This window comes from Streptomyces sp. NBC_01003, assembly GCF_045162695.1.
Lineage (GTDB): Bacteria > Actinomycetota > Actinomycetes > Streptomycetales > Streptomycetaceae > Streptomyces.
Genome location: NZ_CP108707.1, coordinates 6,512,033 through 6,532,195, shown reverse-complemented (window position 1 = coordinate 6,532,195; position 20,163 = coordinate 6,512,033). Strand labels below are relative to the sequence as shown.

Sequence of the window (20,163 nt, the reverse complement as noted above, 5' to 3'; positions counted from 1 at the left end):
TCCTCTGGAGGGTGTCGGTCACTCATCGCACCTTCCGGAGGACGCACCCATGCCCACCGACCGCACCGCCCGCCGCGCCGCCACTCTCATTGCCTCCGTACTGAGCTGCGACGCCCTGCTGCACCTCTGCTGGTCCACCGGGTCGACCTGGCCGGCGCACGACGTGAAGAGCCTGTCGTACGCCGTCCTGGGCGCGGACGTGCCCTTCACCCCGCCCGTCCTGCTGCCGCTCGCCACCGCCCTGTTCACGGCGAGCGGCGTCGTCGTCGCCCGCGCGCGCCTGGACCGCCCGCACACCCTGCTGCGCCTGGGCACGTGGGCCGTCGCCGCCGGCCTCTCGCTGCGAGGCCTCGCGGGGGTCTACTGGCTCTTCACCAAGGACCCCGAGACCGCGTTCTACTGGCTCAACCTGGGCGCGTACACGCCGCTTTGCGCGGGTCTCGCGGCGGCCGCGGTCAGGGTCGCCCGGCCGGAGCCCGTGACGCACGGGGAAGATGCCGTACGTGTCCGATGACGATGACAGGGCCGCGACCGTACGCCTCGTGCGGGCCGCCCAGCGCGGCGACACCCTCGCCATGGCCACTCTCCTGGACGAACTCGCCCCCTACGTAGGGCGCATCTGCGGACCGATCGCGCTCGACCAGGGCGCCGACGCGGCCCAGGAGGCGCTGGTCGCCGTGTTCCGCTCACTGCGCTCACTCAAGGACCCGGCGGCCGTACGCGGCTGGGTCCGCGCCATCGCCGTGCGCGAGGCGGTCCGCATGGCGCGGCGTTCGGCACTCGCGGTCCCGGCCGACCTGAGCACTCTGCCCGCGCGCGGCGACCACCAACTCGCCGCAGACATACGGGATGTACTGGATCGGCTCTCCCCCGAGCACCGCGCCGTGCTCGTCCTGCGCGACGTGGAGGGTCTCGACGAGCGCGCCGCCGCCGAGCTGCTGGGCGTACGCGTGGGCACCGTCAAGTCCCGGCTGTCCCGGGCCCGTGACACCTTCCGGAAGGCGTGGACCTCATGACCCAGCCCCCTCAGCCACCACAGCGGCCGCAATGGCCCCGGGCGGACCTCGACCCCGTACGCAGACTGCACGCGCTCGCGTCCGGCATCGGCGGCGCCCATGTCACCGAGGGGCGCGTCGACGCCCCGTACGCGCGCGTGTGGGCTCTTCTGAGCGACCTGGAGGGAGAGTTCGGGCGGATCGCACCCGATATGCGGGGGCTGCGTGTGCTGCGCCGCGACGGGGAGCGCGTGGAGGCGCTGGCCATCAGTAAGTACGGGATGCGGGCCCGGCTGCGCGGGGTGCACCGTCCGGGCTGGTGCTGGCTGCAGAGCCGGTTCCTGCTGCTGGGCGTCGCGGCGGCGCCCGACGGGGACGGGACCCGGGTCGCGTTCACCGGCGGGGTACGGGTGCCGGGGCGGGCCGCGCTCGTCCCGGTGGGGGTGCGCCGTGAGGGCCGCCGTAGCCTGGAGCGGCTCACCGCCCTGCTGTGACCGGCGCGCGGGGAGGGAACCGATCGGATTCGTCTCACGTGTTCAAGGGCAGGGGCTGCACGACAGCGTGCGAGGGGGCGGTCCGGTGTGTTCACACGTCGATCCGAACAAGATCCAGTCAATGGCTGTGCGGATGCCGGTCCCTGCGGCAATACTTGCGGCCGTGCACCTTCGCCCGCGCTCCCCGCACGCCGGACGGAAGTGACGGACCGATGACCATGGGGGAGGTCGAGTGAACAGACCGCCGAACGGCAGCGCGGCGCCGCCGGGGACGGTCGGCGCCCCCACGATGCCGTCCGTGCCGCCGCAGGTGCGGCCGCCGCACGCGCAGGGCCCGGAGCCCGCCGCGCCCGCGCGCGGCACCGCGTGGGCGGAGGGCGTCGACCGGGTGCGCGCCGCCGCGACGACGGAGCCGGGGCGCCTGCGCATCATCGGCGCCGTGCTCGCGCTGCTCGTCGTCGCGTTCGGCGCGGTCACGGCCTGGCAGATGACCGACCGCTCGGCCGCCGCGGACGACGTCCTGCACAGCAGCCAGCCCCTGAGCGCCGACGCGGCGGACATCTACCGCTCGCTCGCCGACGCCAACACGGCGGCGTCCAGCGGGTTCCTCGCGGGCGGCCAGGAGCCGGCCGAGACGCGGGACCGGTACGAGAAGGACATCAGGACGGCCGCGGACAAGCTCGTGACGGCGGCGGCGAACTCGGACCCCGACTCCCCCTCCACGGCCGCCATTTCGAAGCTGAACAAGCTGCTGCCGCAGTACAAGGGCCTCATCGAGCGCGCCCGGGCGAACAACCGGCAGGGCTTCCCGCTGGGCGGCGCCTACCTGCGGTACGCGAACGAGACGATGCAGGAGCAGATGCTCCCCGCGGCCGAGGACCTGTACAAGAAGGAGAACGAGCGGCTCCGCTCGGACTACGACAGCGCCACGCCCTACCCCTGGGCCGCGATCGGCCTCGGCGTCGTCGCGCTCGGCGCGCTCGCCTGGGCCCAGCGGCGCAACTACCGCCGCACGAACCGCGTGCTCAACCACGGCCTGGTCGCGGCGACGGCCGCGTCCACGGTCGTCCTCCTCTGGCTCGTCGTCGGCCACAGCGTCGCCCGCGCGGGTCTCCACGAGTCGTACGACCACGGGGTCCGCTCGCTGAACGTGCTGCACGACGCCCGCATCGCCTCCCTCAAGGCGCGGGGCAACGAGAATCTGACGCTGGTCAGCCGCGGCGCCGAGACCGTCGAGGTGAAGGGCGTGGCCAAGGACGCCTTCGACGTGGACTACCAGAACCAGATGAAGACGCTCGCCACGAAGCTCGGGGACGCGACGAAGCTCGCCGACGACAGCAACGGCAAGCGGCCCGTCCTGGCCGCGGGTGACAACATGCGGGTGTGGCAGGACCGCCACAAGGACGCCCGCGAGCAGGACGACGCGGGCAACTACCAGGGGGCGCTCGACAAGGTGATCGGCTCCGCGCACGACAAGCCGACCCGCGAGTGCTTCGACAACGTCGACAAGGAACTGCAGTCCGCCCTGACGCACGAGCAGGCGGAGTTCAAGCAGGCGGCCACCGACGGGCGCGGCGCGATGACGGGGCTCCCGGTGGGCGCCGCCGTGCTCGCCGTCCTCGGCGCGGCGGGCGCCGTGCTCGGCATCGGGCGCAGGCTTTCGGAGTACCGGTGAGAGGGGGCGGGACAGCGATGAGCGCACGGCGTACGCGGATCAGCCTGCGCGGCTGGGGCGGTGTGGCGGCCATGGCGGTCGCCTGCGCCCTGACCGCGGTCTTCGCGCTGCTGCTCCCCCTGACCCGGGGCGCCGGCGGCGACGGCAGCACGGGCGTCGGCGGCCCCGGTCTGGCCACGGGCGTGCAGGCCAGAGCCGACGACTGCACCGAACCGGAGCGCAGCCTCTCGCCGTCCGGGAGCGAGTCGGGGGCGGCGGTCAAGGCCATCAAGAAGCGCGGCTACCTCATCGTCGGCGTCGACCAGAACAGCTACCACTGGGGCTACCGCGACCCGAACAAGAAGTCCAGCGAGCTCGAGGGCTTCGACATCGACCTGGCGCACGAGATCGCCCAGAAGATCCTCGGCGACCGCGACCTGATCCGGTTCCGCGCGATCCCGACCAACCAGCGCATCCCGGCGATACAGCACGGGAACGTCGACATGGTCGTCCGCACGATGACGATCAGCTGCGAGCGGCTCAAGGACGTCGCCTTCTCCACGGCGTACTTCCAGACCGGGCAGCAGGTCCTTGCGCCCAAGACCTCCTCGATCACGGGGTACGACAAGTCGCTCGCGGGCAGGCGGATCTGCACGGCGGCCGGCTCGACCGCCTTCGACCGGCTCGACGCGGACCGGAAGGCGGGCACGCTGGCCCCCGGCGCCGACATCTCCACGACGGTGCCGAACCAGCTGGACTGCCTCGTCAGGCTGCAGCTCGGCGAGGTGGACGCCGTGGTCACGGACAGCGCGCTCGCCGCGGGCCAGGCCGCGCAGGACCCCACGGTCGAGCTGAAGGGCACGCCGTTCACCAAGGAGTTCTACGGCGTGGCGATGAAGCGGGGCACGGACGACCTGGTACGCCGGGTCAACCAGGTCCTGGAGGACTTCCGCAAGGACGGCGGCTGGCAGGACTCGTACGACGCGTGGCTCAAGGACGGTCTCGGCGCGGCCTCCGGGCCGCCCGCACCGAAGTACAAGTAGCCCCGGCCGGGCGCTGCTTGCGGCACTTTGCACAGCGGCGGCCGGCGGCAGCCGGTGGCATCGATGTGAACGGAGAGGTGATCGATGGGCGTCACGGGACCCCCCGGTCCGGTGATGGACCGGGACGAGGTGGACCGTGCGCTGGCGCGGCTCGGCGCGGAGCACGAGGCGATCGAGACGTCGCTGTTCGCCCTCCAGGACCACGCGGGCCGCAGACTCCTCGAAGGCGCGCGGCTGACCGGCACCACCCATGAGCGCTGGGCCGCCGCGGACCAGGCGATCACCCTGCTGTGGACGTACTTCGACGCGTACACGGCCGCCCTGCGCTCCGCCCGTGAGATACGGGCGCGGCGCCGCTGGTCGAGCCGTGAGGACCTCGTCGAGCTGACCGAGCTGCTGCGCGGCGAGAGCGTGACCGTCGCCGGAAGCGGACCCTCGACGCCCGCGTCGCTCACCGGTCCCGCCCGGCTCAGCGACCGGTTCACGCTCGCCGCCCTGGTCGAGCGGATGAACGACCTGTACGCGAGCTCGCTCGACATGGTGGTCGCCGCCGACGCCGTCTGGTCGGCGCTGCCCGCCCGTATAGACCTCCTCGCCGCCGAGCTGGGCCGCACGCGTCAGCTCGCGCACTCCGTCGGCGTACGGCCGGGTGAGCACCCCTCGGGCGACGACCTGGAGCGGATCACGCACGCGCTGACGCGGCTGCGGGAGGACGTCGTGTCCGATCCGCTGGCGTACTGGCGTTCCGCACCCGGCAGTTCGGCGCCCGGCGGCGGCCGGCCCGACACGACGGCGTACGACCGTGAGGCGCAGGCGCTGGAGGAGGTGCGCCGCGAGATCGACGCGGTGCTGACCGTGCGGCAGGACGCGGAGGTCCGGCTCGGCAGGCTGCGGGACGTCCTCTCGCGCGCCGACCGCACGCTCGCCGAGGCGCGGTCCGCGCGCGGCGAGGTCCTCGCCAAGATCGCCGCGTTCGAGGTGCCCGCGGTCAGCGGCCCGCCGACGGCGCTCCAGGAGCAGCTGGCGACGGCGGCCGAGTACCGCAGATCCGCCCAGTGGCACCGGCTCTCACCGCTTCTGGAGAGTCTGGAGACGAAGGCCGAGGACGAACTCCTGCGGGCGCGCGAGTCGTTGACGGAAGTCACACAGCCTTTGGCGGTCCGTGCCGAGCTGCGCGGCCGTCTCGACGCCTACAAGGCGAAGGTGGCGCGGCTCGGGTTCGCCGAGGACCCGCTGCTCGTGGAGCGTTACGACGCGGCCCGGCGGATGCTGTGGAGCGCGCCCTGCGATCTGCGCGCGGCCGAGGACGCGGTCCTGCGGTACCAGCGGGCGGCCGCCGACGTATTGGTCCCGCGGGTGCCCGAACAGGGCGGTCCCGCCGACCGGAGGGGGGAATCATGAGCGAGCAGCGGCAGTGCCAGCGTCCCGGGTGCGTGGGTTCGTACGAGGACGTGGGCGGCGGGGAGCTGTACTGCGACACCTGCGGTCTGGCCCCGGTGGTCTCGCCGACGGGCATGGTGGGGTCGTCGCCGACGGGCATCACGGGCGGCGGCCGGGGTTCCAACAGCTCGAGTGCGCGCAGCAGTTCGCGGTCGTCGCGGGCCAGCTCGCGCTCCTCGTCGCGCTCCTCGCAGTCGCGCCGGTCGGTCTCGGGCCGGCTGTCGCGTTCCCTGTCGGGACAGTCGACGTCGCGGTCGGTGTCGGTGCGCAGTTCGGGCGCCTCGGCCGCGTCGTCGGGCCGCGGGCGTCTCGGCGTCGGCCTGGTCCAGGTGCCGGACGTGCCGCGGCCCGACCCGCGGGCGATGGTGCAGGAGAACCCCGAGGTTCCCGAGCGGAAGCGATTCTGCTCGCGCTCGGACTGCGGGGCGCCGGTGGGCCGCGCGCGCGGCGAACGCCCGGGCCGCACGGAGGGGTTCTGCACGAAGTGCGGCCACCCGTACTCGTTCGTGCCGAAGCTGCGTACGGGCGACATCGTGCACGGCCAGTACGAGGTGGTGGGCTGCCTCGCGCACGGCGGGCTCGGCTGGGTCTATCTCGCCGTGGACCGCGCGGTCTCCGACCGCTGGGTCGTCCTCAAGGGCCTCCTCGACACGGGTGACCAGGACGCCATGGCGGCGGCGATCTCGGAGCGGCGCTTCCTCGCCGAGATCGAGCACGCGAACATCGTCCGCATCTACAACTTCGTCGAGCACCTCGACCTGCGCACCGGCTCCATGGACGGCTACATCGTCATGGAGTACGTAGGCGGCAAGTCCCTCAAGGAGATCGCCAACGGGCGCCGCACCCCGACCGGCAAGCGCGACCCGCTCCCGGTCGAGCAGGCCTGCGCGTTCGGGATCGAGGCGCTGGAGGCGCTCGGGCACCTGCACAGCCGCAACCTCCTGTACTGCGACTTCAAGGTCGACAACGCGATCCAGACGGAGGACCAGCTCAAGCTCATCGACATGGGCGCGGTCCGCCGGATGGACGACGACGAGTCGGCGATCTACGGGACCGTGGGCTACCAGGCGCCCGAGGTCGCGGACGTCGGCCCCTCGGTCGCCTCCGACCTGTACACGGTGGCGCGCACACTGGCCGTCCTGACCTTCGACTTCCAGGGCTACACGAACGTCTTCGCGGACTCCCTGCCCGACCCCGACAGCATCGAGGTCTTCCGCACGTACGAGTCGTTCTACCGGCTCCTCGTACGCGCCACCGACCCCGACCCCGCCCGCCGGTTCGCGTCCGCGCAGGAGATGGCGGAGCAGCTCACCGGCGTACTGCGCGAGGTCGTGGCCCTCCAGACGGGCCGTCCGCGGCCTGCGCTCTCGACGCTGTTCGGGCCCGAGGTCAAGGTCACGGACACGGAGTTGTTCGCGCAGCTGACGGGCGATGTGTCGCGGTTCGGGGTACGGGCGGAGCCGGTGCGACGGAAGGGACGGGGCGCCCTCGCACCCGCCGGGGCGCCGGGCAGCGCGACCGCCGCACTCCCCGGCGCCCCGGGTACCCCTGGCGCCCCCGCCTCGTTGGTGAAGCCCCTCAACGCCGCCGCCACCGCGCTCGCCCTCCCCGTGCCGAGGGTCGACCCCGGCGACCCGAACGCCGGGTTCCTCGCGGGGCTCATGGCGTCCGCGCCGGGCGAGCTCATCACCGCGCTGCGCGCCGCGCCCGCCACCTCCTTGGAGCTGCGCCTGCGCGAGCTGCGGGCCCGCCTCGAAATGGGTGAACTGGTCTCCGCCGCCCATGCGTTGGCGGAGCTGGAGGCACAGCACCCGGACGACTGGCGGGTCGTCTGGTACCGCGGGGTCGCGGCGCTCGCGACCGGCGACCACACGAACGCGGCCCTGTCGTTCGACGCGATCTACGACGCGTTCCCGGGTGAGCCCGCCCCGAAGCTCGCGCTCGGCGTGTGCGCGGAGGTGCTCGGCCAACTGGACAACGCGGCGGAGTACTACCGCCTCGTCTGGGCCACCGACCCCAGCTATGTGAGCGCCGCGTTCGGCCTGGCCCGGGTGCAGCTCGCCGCGGGCGACCGGCACGGCGCCGTGCGCACCCTGGAGTCCGTACCGGAGTCGTCGATCCACTACACGGCGGCCCGGGTCGCCGCGGTGCGGGCCAGACTCCGGCGGCGGATGGCGGAGGCGGCCGCCGCGCACGGGCCGCTGCTCGACGACCTGACGGCCGCGGCGGGCCAGGTCGAGGCGCTGGACGGGTTCGGCCTCGACGCGGTGCGCCGGGAGCGGTTGTCCACCGAGGTCCTCGGCACGGCGCTCGACTGGGTACTCTCCGGTAGTCAAGGTTCCGCTCCGCGCCAGGGACCCGTGAGGACACTGGTGCTGGGGAACGATCTGGACGAGCGGGGGCTGCGTCTCGGCCTCGAGCGCTCGTACCGGACATTGGCCAGGCTCGCTCAGGTTGGCGAGGAGAGGATCGAACTGGTGGAGCGGGCGAACCGTTACCGTCCACGGACGTGGGTGTGAGTTGATGTCGCAGATGCCTCGGCCGACGGCCATGTCGACGTGCCCCAGCTGCGAGGAGCCCCTCGAGTCGGGTGACCGCTTCTGCGGCGCGTGCGGGTACGACCTGTCGGCGGTGCCGGCCCCGCCGGACGGCCTGCCGGCGGTCACGCCGGCCGCGGACGGCGCGGTGCCGGCGGAGAATCCCGCCGTGGACTGGCCCTCCGCCCCCGAGCTCGACAGCTCCGACACCCCGGCGCCCGTGCATCTGCCCACCGACCTACAGGGCACCGACTCGGGCGGCTCCGAACTGCCGTCGGCCGTGCGCTTCGACGGGGTTCCCGAGCAGGCCGGTGAGTCCGCCGCCGGCGACTACACGCTGCCCGCCCCCGATCCCCGTACCGTGCCGCCCGAGTCGCTCGCGACCCCGCCCGCGGGCACGAAGCTCTGCGTGGCGTGCCGCGCCGGGCAGGTCGACCGGGACGGCTACTGCGAGAACTGCGGGCACGCGCAGCCGCGCGAGCGCGATCACATGGAGCAGGAGCTGGGCGCGGTCGCCGCGGTCAGCGACCGGGGGCTGCGCCACCACCGCAACGAGGACGCGTTCGCGATCACGTCGGCCGCACTGCCCGACGGGACGCCGTCCGTCGTCTCGATCGTCTGCGACGGCGTCTCCTCGGCGACCCGCCCCGACGAGGCGTCCCTCGCCGCGTCGCGCGCCGCGAGCGAGGCGCTCCTGGAGTCGCTGCCGCGCGGCACGCATCCGCAGCAGGCCATGCACGACGCGATCGTCGTGGCGGCCGAGGCGGTCAACGTCCTGGCGCAGGAGCCCGGTTCGGCCCGTGAGCACGCCCCGCACCAGAACGCGCCCGCGTGCACGCTGGTCGGCGCGATCGTCGCCAAGGACCTGCTGATCGTCGGCTGGGTCGGCGACTCGCGCGCCTACTGGGTGCCCGACGACCGCACGGCCCCCGCGGCCCGCCTCACCGAGGACGACTCGTGGGCGGCACAGATGGTCGCGGCGGGCCTGATGAACGAGGCGGAGGCGTACGCGGACGAGCGCGCCCACGCGATCACGGGCTGGCTCGGCGCGGACGCCTACGAACTGGAGCCGCACACGGCCTCGTTCAAGCCGGACCGCCCCGGTGTGGTCGTGGTGTGCACGGACGGGCTGTGGAACTACGCGGAGACCGCGGAGGAGATGGCCGGCGTCATCCCGGCCGACGCGGCGCACCGTCCGCTGCACAGCGCCCAGGTCCTGGTGGGCCACGCGCTCGACGGCGGCGGCCACGACAACGTAACAGTGGCCGTGCTGCCGTTCCCCGTGCCGCCCGCGGGGGCAGGATCGGCGTAGGCCGGGCGGCGCGGGGAAGTCGCCGGGTCGTCGGGGAAGTTCCACGTAGGTGCACGAAGGTGCAGGGGGGACCAACAACCATGGCCAAGTTCTCTAAGTCGAACGTTCCGCAGTTCTCGGTCGACGTCTACCAGAACGAGTTCCTGCCGGAGGGCGGCCGCGAGGTCAACGCGATCGTGACCGTGACGTCGACGGGCGGCGGCGCGGTGGCCGCTCCGCAGTTCTACGCCGCGGGCCGGGGGGCCGACGCGGCGGTCGCGCTGATGGTCGACTGCTCGGGCTCGATGGACTACCCGCCGACGAAGATGCGCAACGCCCGTGACGCCACCGCCGCCGCGATCGACACCCTGCGCGACGGTGTGCACTTCGCCGTGATCGGCGGGACGCATGTGGCGAAGGAGGTCTTCCCTGGAGGTGGCCGGCTCGCGGTCGCCGACGCGCAGACCCGCGACCAGGCCAAGCAGGCCCTGCGCAAGCTGTCCGCGGGCGGCGGCACCGCGATCGGCACCTGGCTGCGCCTCGCCGACCGGCTCCTGTCCGCCGCCGACGTGTCGATACGGCACGGCATCCTGCTGACCGACGGGCGCAACGAGCACGAGTCGCCCGATGACCTGAAGGCCGCGCTCGACGCGTGCGCGGGCCGCTTCACGTGTGACGCGCGCGGCGTGGGGACGGACTGGGAGGTCAAGGAGGTCACGGGGATCGCCTCGGCCATGCTCGGCAGCGCCGACATCGTCGCGGACCCGGCGGGCCTGGCCGCCGACTTCACGCGGATGATGGAGACGGCGATGGGCAAGGAGGTCGCGGACGTCTCGCTGCGGCTGTGGACGCCGCTCGGCGCCGAGATCAAGTTCGTGAAGCAAGTAGCGCCCACCGTCGAGGAGTTGACGGACCGTCGCGTCGAGGTGGGACCCCGCGCGGGCGACTACCCGACGGGTTCGTGGGGCGACGAGTCCCGCGACTACCACGTCTGCGTACAGGTCCCGAACGCCGAGCTCGGCCAGGAGATGCTGGCGGGCCGCGTCTCGCTGGTGATCCCGGGGGCCGACGGCGGCGTGCAGAACCTGGCGCAGGGACTCGTACGGGCCGTGTGGACGGACGACATGACGGCGTCCACGTCGATCAATCCGCAGGTCGCGCACTACACGGGTCAGGCGGAACTGGCACAGGTCATCCAGCAGGGTCTGGATGCCCGCAAAGCGGGCGACGCGGACGGGGCGACGGCCAAGCTGGGACGCGCGGTGCAGCTCGCCGCGGCCTCCGGGAACGCGGATACGGCCAAACTGCTCTCGAAGGTGGTGGACGTGGTCGACGCCGCGGAAGGTACTGTTCGATTGAAGGCCAAGGTCGCCGAGGCTGACGAAATGACCCTCGAGACCCGGTCCACGAAGACTGTCCGTGTCAAGAAGTGATGACGTAGCGAAGTAACGGAGGGGGAAGCGCCGACATGCCGACCTGCCCGAACGGACACCAGTCGGGTTCCGACGACTGGTGCGAGGTCTGCGGTCACCGCATGGCCGGTGCCGTACCCCCGCCCCCTCCGCCGCCGCCCCCGGCCGCCGGTTACGGCTACCCCCCGGGCGGTCAGACCCCGCCTCCCGGCTACGGCTACCCGCCGCCGGGGAACGCGGGGCAGCCCGCTCCGCCGCCGCCCGGCGCCGGCCCCGAGCTGTGCCCGCAGTGCCGCACGCCCCGTGAGGGCGGCGCGCCGTTCTGCGAGGAGTGCCGGTGGAACTTCCTGACGAACACGGCCACGTCCTACACGCCGGCCGCGCCGAACCCGCCGATGCCCGGCCCCGGCCAAGGTCCTGGTCAGGGTCCCGGTCAGGGTCCCGTCGGCCCGAACCCGGCGCTCCGCTTCCAGCAGCAGCCGCCCGGTCCCGGTGACTCGTTCGAGTACCAGGGCTCGCGGCCCTCACAGATGAACCGGCCCGCCGAGCCGATCCCGCCGTTCGGCGGCGACCCGGCGCAGGGCCCGCCGCCCCCGCCGGGCCCCCGCACGGGTGGCGCCCCGCAGGCATTCCAGCAGCCAGGTCCGCCGGCGGCCCCGCAGGCGTTCCAGCAGCCGGGTCCGCCCGCCCCGCCCGCGTTCCCGCAGGAGACCGGCCGCCCGCAGGGTCCGCCGCCTCCCCCGGGTCCATCGGGTCCGTCCTTCGGCGGCGGTGACGACTGGGTGCTCTCGCCCCCGTCGGCCCCGGCGCAGCAGGGTCCGGGTCCCGGTGCGACCGAGGCGCCGGGCGGCCCGCAGGGCTTCCCGCCGCCGCAGCAGACCCAGGCCCCTCAGGCGCCCCAGGGTTTCCAGCAGCAGCCGGTTTCCTGGAGCGCGACGATCGGCCCGGACCGTGAGTACTTCATGGCGATGATGCACCGCAGCGGGCCCGAGGCCTCGGGCCTGAACCTGCCGGCGTACTCGCCCGAGCAGCAGCGCCGGCTCACCGGGAACCAGCTGACGATCGGCCGTCGCCGCCACTCCACGGGCGACACCCCCGACATCGATCTGTCGGTGCCGCCGGAGGACCCGGGCGTCTCGCATCAGCACGCGGTGCTGGTACAGCAGCCGGACGGATCATGGGCGGTCGTCGACCAGAACTCGACGAACGGCACCACGGTCAACGGCGGCGACGAGCCCATCCAGCCCTTCGTCCCCGTGCCGCTCCAGGACGGCGACCGGGTGCACGTGGGCGCCTGGACGACGATCACGATCCACCGGGGCTAGCCCCGCTGCGCCTACATCCGGTCCGGCCGCAGTGACCAGGCGTACGGCCCTTCGGGGTCGTCCAGCCAGGCCCACTCGTGCTCGCCGCTGACCGTGATGCCGAACCGTTCCCGCACGGGCCGTCCCTCCCGCTCCCACAGGGCGAGGGCCTCGTGCGGGTCGAGCCGGCCCGCGGTCAGCGAGAGCAGGAACCGGAACAGTTCGTCGGCGAGGACCCTGCGGGGCAGCCCGCCGATGTGCTGCACCGGTTCCTCGCCCTGCGTCGCTCCGCGCAGGGGCACGAAGTAGGCGGGCGTGTGCAGGAAGCGTCCCTCGGCCTGGCCGGCCTCGCGCACCGTGAGCAGGATCAGACCGGTCGCGAGGGGCGCCAGGATGCGCGCCCCTGGCCTGCACTGCGCGGGCCAGGCACTGGGCACGGCCCGCAGCGCGCAGGTCGCGATGATCCGGTCGTACGGGGCGTGCTCGGGGCAGCCGGTCGCACCGTCGCCCGTGACGACGGCCGGCCGGAAGCCCGCCGCGGCGAGGTGCCGGCGCGCGGTCTCGGTGATCTCCGGGTCCAGGTCGACCGTGGTGACGTTCTCGTCGCCTGCGCGGCGGGCGAGCAGCGCGGCGTTGTAGCCGGTGCCCGCGCCGATCTCCAGGACGCGGTCCCCTTCGTGGACGTCCAGCTCGATGAGCATGCGCGCCATCAGGGACGGCTGGCTGCTGGACGAGACCAGTTCTCCGTCGCGGACCCGGGTGGCGAGCGGCTCGTCGACGTAGGCGCCGCGCAGCCAGCGCTCCCGCTGCCGCGGGTCGGGGTCCTCGCGCCAAAGCCGCCGATAGCCGGTCGGCGCCGGAAGGTAGTAGAAGGGCACGAACACATGGCGCGGGACCTGCTCGAACACCTCGCGCCAGGCCGGGTCGCCGTCGAAGGCCCCGCTCACGGCGATCTCCCGCACGAGCGCGGCCCGCGCCGCCTCGGCTCCCGCCTCCGGGTCCGTGCCTTGTGCGCCCATACGTCCACTGTGCTGTGCCGGGGACGTAAGAGCGAGCCCCCGTCCGGGGTGTACTCCGGTGCTGGAAGGGCAGGGCCGGCGGGCAGGGCCTAAGCCTCAAGTCCTCGTCCCGGTCGTCTGAGACGATGGACACGTGCTGCATTTCCCGGGGGACCACCCCGGGACCCCCGGCCGGAAAGGCATCGGGGTGACCCGAGCGAGAGTTGTGAGGCCCACCGACGTGACCGAGATTCCGCGCGGCACGCTTCAGGAGCAGACCTTCTACGAGCAGGTCGGCGGGGAGGAGACCTTCCGGCGCCTGGTCCACCGCTTCTACGAGGGGGTCGCACAGGACCCGCTGCTGCGGCCGATGTACCCGGAGGAGGATCTGGGTCCGGCCGAGGAGCGCCTCACGCTGTTCCTGATGCAGTACTGGGGCGGTCCCCGCACCTACAGCGACAACCGGGGCCACCCGCGTCTGCGGATGCGGCACGCGCCGTTCGCCGTGGACCGGGCGGCGCACGACGCGTGGCTGCGGCACATGCGGACCGCGGTCGACGAGCTCGGCCTGCCCGAGGAGCACGAACACACGCTCTGGAACTACCTGACGTATGCCGCGGCTTCGATGGTGAACACGGCGGGCTGATACGCCGCTGTCCGATACGCCGTTATCCGATGTGGCACCGCCGATATCCGGTTCAAACCCCTTCCCCAACTCCGTTCGCTCTGAAAGCATCCGGACAGACTTTCGGGGGATGTGCGGCGCAGAGCGGGTACGGGGGCAGGGGTGTCGGGATTTGTCCTACTCAGGGTGCGCGCGCACCGGTTGCTCCTGACCGCTGCGCTTCTCGCGGTCCTGCTGACGACGTCCGTTCTCGCGATGCTCAGCGCCTTCTCGGGCGCGATCGGTGACGCCGCTCTGCGGAACAGCCTGCGCACTCGCGACGCCGCGACCACGGCGCTGACGGTCAAGGCCGATGTGCCCGCCGAGGGCCGCGAGGCGGCGGACGCCGCGGTCCGCTCCGGGGCGCGGGACATCTTCGGCGGGCTGCCGGTGAGCGTGCAGACGCTGATGAGGTCGGGCCCGTACGCGCTGCCGCGCTCGCTCCAGCCGCCGGCCGCCCGCTCCGGGAACCCCGACCTGACCCAGTTCGCGGCGCTGGAGCGCGGCGAGGTCCGCATCACGAAGGGCCGCGCCCCCAAGGCGGCGCAAGGATCCGAGGCGCCACACGGATCCGAGGCGCCCGTCGAGGCTGCACTCCCCGAGACCGCCGCCCGGCAGCTGAAGCTGCACCCCGGCGACAAGCTCACGCTGAAGGACCGCCTCGGCGGCCCCACGGTGTCGGTCGTGCTCACCGGCGTGTACCGGCCCGTCAGGCCGACCGCCCCCTACTGGAAGCTCGACGACCTCGGCGGCCGCGGCATCCAGAAGATCTCCTTCACGACGTACGGGCCCCTGCTCGCCGCCCCCTCCGCCCTCGCGGCCGGCCGGGTCTCCGCCGGGAAGTCGGCCTGGCTGGCGTCCGCCGACTTCTCGTCGGTGACGACGGCGGACATCGACGCGCTGCGCACCGGCGCCCGCGAAGGCACCAAGGCGCTCCTGCGCGAGAAGGCGCTCGCGGGCACGACCGGGGTGAACACGTCGCTGCCGGAGACCCTCGACCGGGCGGAGCGCGCCCTGCTCGTCTCCCGCTCCACCCTCCTCATCGTCGCGCTCCAGCTCGTCCTGCTCGCCACGTACACGCTGCTCCTGGTCGCCCGGCTGCTGAGCACGGAGCGCGCGGGCGAGACGTGGATGCTGCGGGCGCGCGGCGGTTCGCGGGCCCGGGTGACCTCGCTCGCGGCGATCGAGGCGCTGCTGCTCGCGCTGCCCGCGGCCGTGTGCGCACCGCTCCTCGCAGGCCCGCTGATCCGGCTGCTGTCCTCCTGGGGTGCCCTGTCGCGGATCGGGCTGCGGCTCGACGTCGGGGCCGGCCGCGGGGTGTGGCTCGTCGCCGTGGCCGTCGCGGTGGGCTGCGCGCTCGCCGTGACGGTGCCCTCGCTGAGCGCCGCAGGTCCCGAGCGCGGCCGCGCCAGGTCGCTGCCGGCGCCGCTGCGGGCGGGCGCCGACGTGGGCCTCCTGGTCATCGCGGCCGTGGCGTACTGGCAGTTGGACCGGCAGACGTCCGGTTCGGGCGCGCTGAGCAGCAACACCTCGGGCACCCTCGGCATCGACCCGCTCCTCGTCACGGCCCCCGCCCTGGCCCTGCTCGCCGGTACGGTCCTGACGCTGCGGCTGCTGCCGCCCGCCGCGAAGCTCGCGGAGCGGCGCGCGGCCGGCGGGCGCGGGCTGCCGGCGGCGCTCGCGGGCTGGCAGTTCAGCCGCCGCCCGCTGCGCGGCGCGGGCCCCGTCCTGCTCCTCGTACTCGCGGTCGCCATGGGCATGTTGGCGATCGGGCAGGGAGCGTCCTGGAACCGCTCGCAGGAGGACCAGGCGGACTTCCGGGCGGGCGCCTCCCTCCGCGTCCTCGCACCGGGAGGCGGGCTCGGCCAGGCCGGGGTCTACGCGGCGGCTCCCGGCGTACGGGACGCGGCGCCCGCCGTGCGCGCCACGATGCCCCTGAGCGGAGGCCGGGAAACGACGCTCCTGGCCCTCGACACGGCGCACGCCACGGACCACTTGATGCTGCGCGACGACCTGTCGGAGAAGTCCCCTTCGCGGCTGCTGTCGTCGCTGCGCACCGGCGGCCGCGACCGCTCCCCCGGCGTCGTACTGCCCGCCGACGCGACCGGCGCCTCCCTCACCCTGCGGCTGAGCACGCCCGCCCGTCCGCACGCCGCCTCGCCGTCCGATGTGAAGGGCAGCGTCACCGCGACCGTCGAGGACCGCTACGGAATCCCGTACCAGCTGTTCCTGGACGACCTGCCCGCCGACGGGCGCGCGCACCGGCTCGCCATGAGCCTCGGCGGGGGCGGCTCCCTCTCCCTCGACCGGCCCGCGACGCCGCTGACCCTGACCGGCCTGGCCCTCGACATCGACCAGCCCGTCACCGAGACCGTGAAGCACCGCCTGACGTTCGAGGGACTGCGGTCCGTGAACGCGGCAGGGGTGCAGCAGTCGCTGAAGCTGGGCACGCGGTGGCGGGCGTCCGCGCAGGGGGGCTCGGAAGGAAACGGTGGCACCCGGCCCGGCACCCCGGTGCTCGAACGTCTGTCGGGCGGCCAGGTGTCCGTCGGGTTCGACACCGGGCAGCTCAATCCGCTGGACATCCCGTTCGGGGCGGCGCCCAGCATGAGCGTCCGGCTCACCGCGAAGCGACCCGCGGTCAAGGAGGTCACGGCCGTGGCCACCGACCGCTTCCTGCGCTCGTCCGGCGCGAAGGTCGGGTCCACCGTCGCGGTCCCCGTCAACGGCTCGCCCCTCAAGGTGCGGATCTCCGCGAGCGTACGCGCCCTGCCGACCACGGGACCCGAGGCCGGGGCCGACACCACCACCGAGACGGCCACCGGCCCCAAGTCCGCTGACGGGGGCGCCCTGTTGCTCGATCTGCGCGCCCTGAACCGAGCGCTCACCGACCGGCACAAGGAGCCCGCCCTGCCCGGCGAGTGGTGGCTGAGCACCGAGCCCGGCCGCAGTGCCGAGGCCGCCGCCGCGCTGCGCGCCCGCCCCGACGCCGAGCCGGCGCAGGTCGTCGTGCGGTCCGAGATCGCCGAGTCGCTGCGCGACGACCCGCTCGGCGCGGGACCGCAGTCGGCGCTCGCCGCGGCCGCCGTCGCCGCCGCCCTCCTCGCCGCGATCGGGTTCGCCGTGAACACTGCCGGTTCGATGCGCGAGCGCGGCAACGAGTTCGCGATCCTGCGGGCGCTCGGCGCGCCCCGGCGTCAGCTCGCCCGCCTCGTCGCCGCCGAGCAGGGCATCCTGGTCGCGCTCGCCCTCCTGGTGGGACTGGCCCTCGGGACGTTTCTCACGAGAGCCGTCGTACCGCTCGTCGTACTGACCGGGCAGGCCGTCCAGCCGATGCCCCGGGTCCTGATCGAACTGCCGTGGGGGCAGGTCCTGTTGCTCCTCGCGGGCGTCGCGGTGACGCCCGTCCTGATCACCGCGGGCCTCGCCCTGCGCCGGCCGCCGGACGCCGCCGTCACACTGCGCCGCCAGGGGAGTGAGTGACATGACGCCACCGACCGTCGCCCCCTGGGTGCGCACCCGTGTGCGCACCGCGCGCGGCGCCGCCTGGGCGCTCGCGCTCCTGGTCGCCCTCACCTCCTTCCTGGCCGCCGTGTTCCCGCGGGCCGTCGAGGACTACGAGGACGCGGGCCTGCGCCACGCGGTCTCGGCCGAGGCGCCCCCGCGCACCGTCCTCACGCTCACCGCGCAGGCCGGCTCCGGACAGGAGTCGGTCGCTCGGGACGAGCTGATGCGCTCCGAGTCCATGAGCACCGCGTACGAGGACGTCCTCGACTCCCTGCGCGCGCCGCTCGCCGTGGACAGGGCGCAATCCTCGTACGGGCTGCGCACCACCACGCTGCTGAAGGCGGCCACCGACATGTGGCTGCCGCGGCCCGACGGGCTGCCCGCCGAGTTCACCCTCTCCGCGCAGAGCGGCCTCGCCCGGCACAGCACGGTCGCTGCGGGGCGGCTGCCGCGCGCGGCGGGCAAGGTCACCTGGGAGACGACCGAGGTGGAGGGCGCGGTGACGACCGCGACCGCGAAGGCGCTGCACATCAAGCCCGGTTCGGTCATCCATGTGCCCGCCCTGATGAAGGGCTACGTGTCCGTGCGCATCACCGGTGTCCTCAAGGTGCGGGACCCCAAGGCGTCGTACTGGGCGGCCGTTCCGGTCCTCGCCGCCCCGTCGCTGCACCAGACCCACGGGAGACCTCCGTCGGATTACTGGGTCGGCGGGCTCCTCCTCGCGCCCGACGCGGCGCCCGCGCTGCTCGGCACGGCCGGCGACCCCGAGCGATTCTGGCAGCTCGCGCCCGACCTGGGCTCCCTCGATGCGCGCACCATGCCCGCCCTCAAGTCCGCTCTCGCCTATACGGAGGACGGCCCGGGTCTGCTCGCGGTGCGCGTGGCCACGGGCGGCGACACCGAGGTCGCCACGGGACTCGACGAGTTCATCACCGGCTACCAGGAACTGCGGTCCCGTATCGGCCCGGTCGTCTCCGTCGCCGCGTACGGCACCGGCACGGTGGCCTGCATCGTGCTCCTGATGGCGGGGGGCCTGGCCGCCGAGCGGCGCCGTGCCGAGTTCAGCGTCCTGCGTGCGCGCGGCGGTTCGGTGCGCGGGCTCGCCGGGCGGCTGCTCGCCGAGACGGCGGTCGTGGCGGTGCCCGCGGGCGCCGCCGGACTCGCGCTCGCGCTGGTCGCGGTCCGGCACGGCCGCTGGCAGCCCGCCGTGCTCGCGGCCGCCGGGGTCGTCCTGCTCACGTGCCTCGCGCTGCCCCTGCGGGCCGCCGCCGCGCACCGCCGCGTCCAGGTGGGCGGCGCGCGCGACGACCTCGCCCACGCCCGCCCCTCGCGCCGCCGCACGGTCGCCGAACTCACCCTGCTCGTCCTGGCCGTCGCGTCCATCGTGGCGCTGCGCCGCCGGGGGACGGCAGACGGCGGGGACAGCCTGGTCGCGCTCGCGCCGGTCCTGGTCGGGGTCGTCGCCGCGTTCGTCCTCGTGCGCGTGTATCCGCTGCCGCTGCGCTGGCTGGCCCGCCCGGCAGGCCGGCTGCGCGGCGTCGTCGGCTATCTGTCGCTCGCGAGGACGGGCCGCGCGACGGCCGGTGCCGGTACGGCGGTACTCCCGCTGCTCGCGCTGCTCACGGCGCTGACGACGGCCGCGTTCGGCGGTTCGGTCCTCGCGGGGATCGATCACGAACGGGACCGGGCGGCGGTCCTCGCGACCGGGGCGGACGCCCGCGTCGAGTCCGGCTCCGCGCTGCCCACCGCACTCACCGGACAGGTCAGGAAGATCCCCGGGGTGCGGGACGTGTCGCCACTCACGCTGCGGTACGACGCCGCGCCGAAGGACGGCCGGCGCCAGGTGCCGCTCGCGGCCGTGGACACTGCGTCGTACGCGCGCCTGGCCGCCCGTACGGACCTCGGGCCGTTCCCCGCCGGAGCCCTGACGACGAACGCCGCGCGGCCCGGCACCGCCGCGTCCCCGCTCCCCGCGCTGGCCTCCCCCTCGATGCGGGACGTCTTCGGGACCGGGCCGTTCTCGCTGTTGATGGATGGCGAGGACATCGTGCTGCGCATCTCCGAGGTCCGTACGACCACGCCCGCGCTGTCCGACGACTTCCTGGTGGTCGACCGGACGGCCCTGGCCCGCCGGGTCGGCGTCGGCCAGAAGGCCAACCAGGGCATCGCATCCCACTACCTCCCCAGCTCCCTCCTCGTCACCGGCGACCACATCGACGGGCCCGCCCTTCGCAAGGCCGCGGGCTCCGAGGTGTCGGTGCGGCTGCGCGCCACCGAACGCGCCCGGTACGTCGACTCGCCCCTCCAGACCGGCGCCGCCCGCGTCTACTCGGCGGCCGTCGTCATCGGCGCGGGCTACGCGGCCCTGACCCTGCTTCTCGCCCTGGCACGCGCTGCCCCCGAACGCACCGCGCTCCTCGCGCGCCTGCGCACCATGGGCCTCACCCGCCGCCAGGCCCGCCGCCTGCTGATCCTCGAAGCGCTCCCCCAGGCCGTGCTGGCCGCGGCGGGTGGCGCCCTCACGGGGTGGGCCGCGATCCGGCTCCTCGCGCCGGGCCTCGACCTGACGGGGCTGGCCCTGGCGTCGGCGGGCGGCGGGGGCCCGGTGGCGCAGCTGCGCACCGACGCCCTGTCGCTCCTGCTGCCCGCGCTGGGCGTCGTTCTGCTCGCCACGGCCGTGGCGGCCGGTCAGGCCTGGTGGACCGGACGGCGGGGGTTCGTACGGGAGTTGAGAGCGGGGGAAACGTCATGAACCGATGCGGGCAGGCATACGACCACGACCTCACGGCAGCAACAGGATCAGCCACGGCGAGGGCCGAAGGGA

Annotated in this window: 14 protein-coding genes; 13 read left to right on the top strand and 1 reads right to left on the bottom strand. The window is 74.0% G+C overall.

The annotated features are described in order from the left end of the window. The first annotated feature begins 49 nt into the window (after positions 1-49). The 10 genes from OG698_RS29815 to OG698_RS29770 all read left to right on the top strand — a co-directional run bounded on the left by OG698_RS29815 (position 50) and on the right by OG698_RS29770 (position 12,191). The gene (locus tag OG698_RS29815; RefSeq protein WP_406106666.1) at positions 50-514 is read left to right on the top strand and encodes a DUF3995 domain-containing protein; all 465 of its coding nucleotides are present in this window, start codon (positions 50-52) and stop codon (positions 512-514) included. Beyond that, positions 504-1,016 (top strand): RNA polymerase sigma factor, encoded by a 513-nt coding sequence (locus OG698_RS29810; protein ID WP_406106665.1) that lies wholly within the window; start codon positions 504-506, stop codon positions 1,014-1,016. Before OG698_RS29815 ends, OG698_RS29810 begins: the two co-directional genes overlap by 11 nt. Beyond that, entirely contained in the window at positions 1,013-1,489 is a 477-nt protein-coding gene (locus tag OG698_RS29805; protein ID WP_406106664.1) for a hypothetical protein, read from the top strand. Before OG698_RS29810 ends, OG698_RS29805 begins: the two co-directional genes overlap by 4 nt. A 289-nt stretch (positions 1,490-1,778) precedes the next feature. Beyond that, on the top strand, positions 1,779-3,164 hold the full coding sequence (locus OG698_RS29800) for a hypothetical protein (protein ID WP_406111365.1): 1,386 nt from the start codon (positions 1,779-1,781) through the stop codon (positions 3,162-3,164). A 17-nt stretch (positions 3,165-3,181) separates the two neighbouring features. After that, on the top strand, positions 3,182-4,186 hold the full coding sequence (locus tag OG698_RS29795) for a glutamate ABC transporter substrate-binding protein (RefSeq protein WP_406106663.1): 1,005 nt from the start codon (positions 3,182-3,184) through the stop codon (positions 4,184-4,186). A gap of 84 nt (positions 4,187-4,270) precedes the next feature. Next, positions 4,271-5,587 (top strand): hypothetical protein, encoded by a 1,317-nt coding sequence (locus OG698_RS29790; protein WP_399977951.1) that lies wholly within the window; start codon positions 4,271-4,273, stop codon positions 5,585-5,587. Next, complete coding sequence (locus OG698_RS29785) at positions 5,584-8,145, top strand: tetratricopeptide repeat protein (RefSeq protein ID WP_406106661.1); 2,562 nt, start codon at positions 5,584-5,586, stop codon at positions 8,143-8,145. The genes OG698_RS29790 and OG698_RS29785 overlap by 4 nt, the downstream gene beginning before the upstream one ends. A 4-nt stretch (positions 8,146-8,149) precedes the next feature. Further along, positions 8,150-9,475 carry a PP2C family serine/threonine-protein phosphatase gene (locus OG698_RS29780; protein WP_406106659.1) on the top strand — a complete coding sequence of 442 codons (1,326 nt, stop codon included), beginning with the start codon at positions 8,150-8,152 and terminating at the stop codon, positions 9,473-9,475. An 80-nt stretch (positions 9,476-9,555) separates the two neighbouring features. After that, a complete protein-coding gene (locus tag OG698_RS29775) occupies positions 9,556-10,887 on the top strand; it encodes a vWA domain-containing protein (RefSeq protein ID WP_406106657.1) in 1,332 nt (443 codons plus the stop codon). 35 nt (positions 10,888-10,922) lie between these two features. Then, positions 10,923-12,191: an FHA domain-containing protein gene (locus tag OG698_RS29770; RefSeq protein WP_406106656.1), complete on the top strand. Its 1,269-nt coding sequence runs from the start codon at positions 10,923-10,925 to the stop codon at positions 12,189-12,191. 11 nt (positions 12,192-12,202) lie between these two features. On the opposite strand, the gene OG698_RS29765 is transcribed toward OG698_RS29770, so the two are convergent. Next, positions 12,203-13,189, bottom strand: coding sequence for a methyltransferase domain-containing protein (locus OG698_RS29765; RefSeq protein ID WP_406106654.1), 987 nt, complete (start codon positions 13,187-13,189; stop codon positions 12,203-12,205). Positions 13,190-13,409: 220 nt separating this feature from the next. Here OG698_RS29765 and OG698_RS29760 point away from each other — a divergent pair, with 220 nt between their 5' ends. The 3 genes from OG698_RS29760 (at position 13,410) to OG698_RS29750 (ending at position 20,091) form a co-directional block, all read left to right on the top strand. Further along, a complete protein-coding gene (locus tag OG698_RS29760; protein ID WP_406106652.1) occupies positions 13,410-13,814 on the top strand; it encodes a globin in 405 nt (134 codons plus the stop codon). 141 nt (positions 13,815-13,955) lie between these two features. Beyond that, positions 13,956-17,315 (top strand): ABC transporter permease, encoded by a 3,360-nt coding sequence (locus OG698_RS29755; RefSeq protein WP_406106650.1) that lies wholly within the window; start codon positions 13,956-13,958, stop codon positions 17,313-17,315. Position 17,316: 1 nt separating this feature from the next. Next, the gene (locus tag OG698_RS29750) at positions 17,317-20,091 is read left to right on the top strand and encodes an FtsX-like permease family protein (protein ID WP_406106648.1); all 2,775 of its coding nucleotides are present in this window, start codon (positions 17,317-17,319) and stop codon (positions 20,089-20,091) included. Positions 20,092-20,163 lie beyond the last annotated feature (72 nt).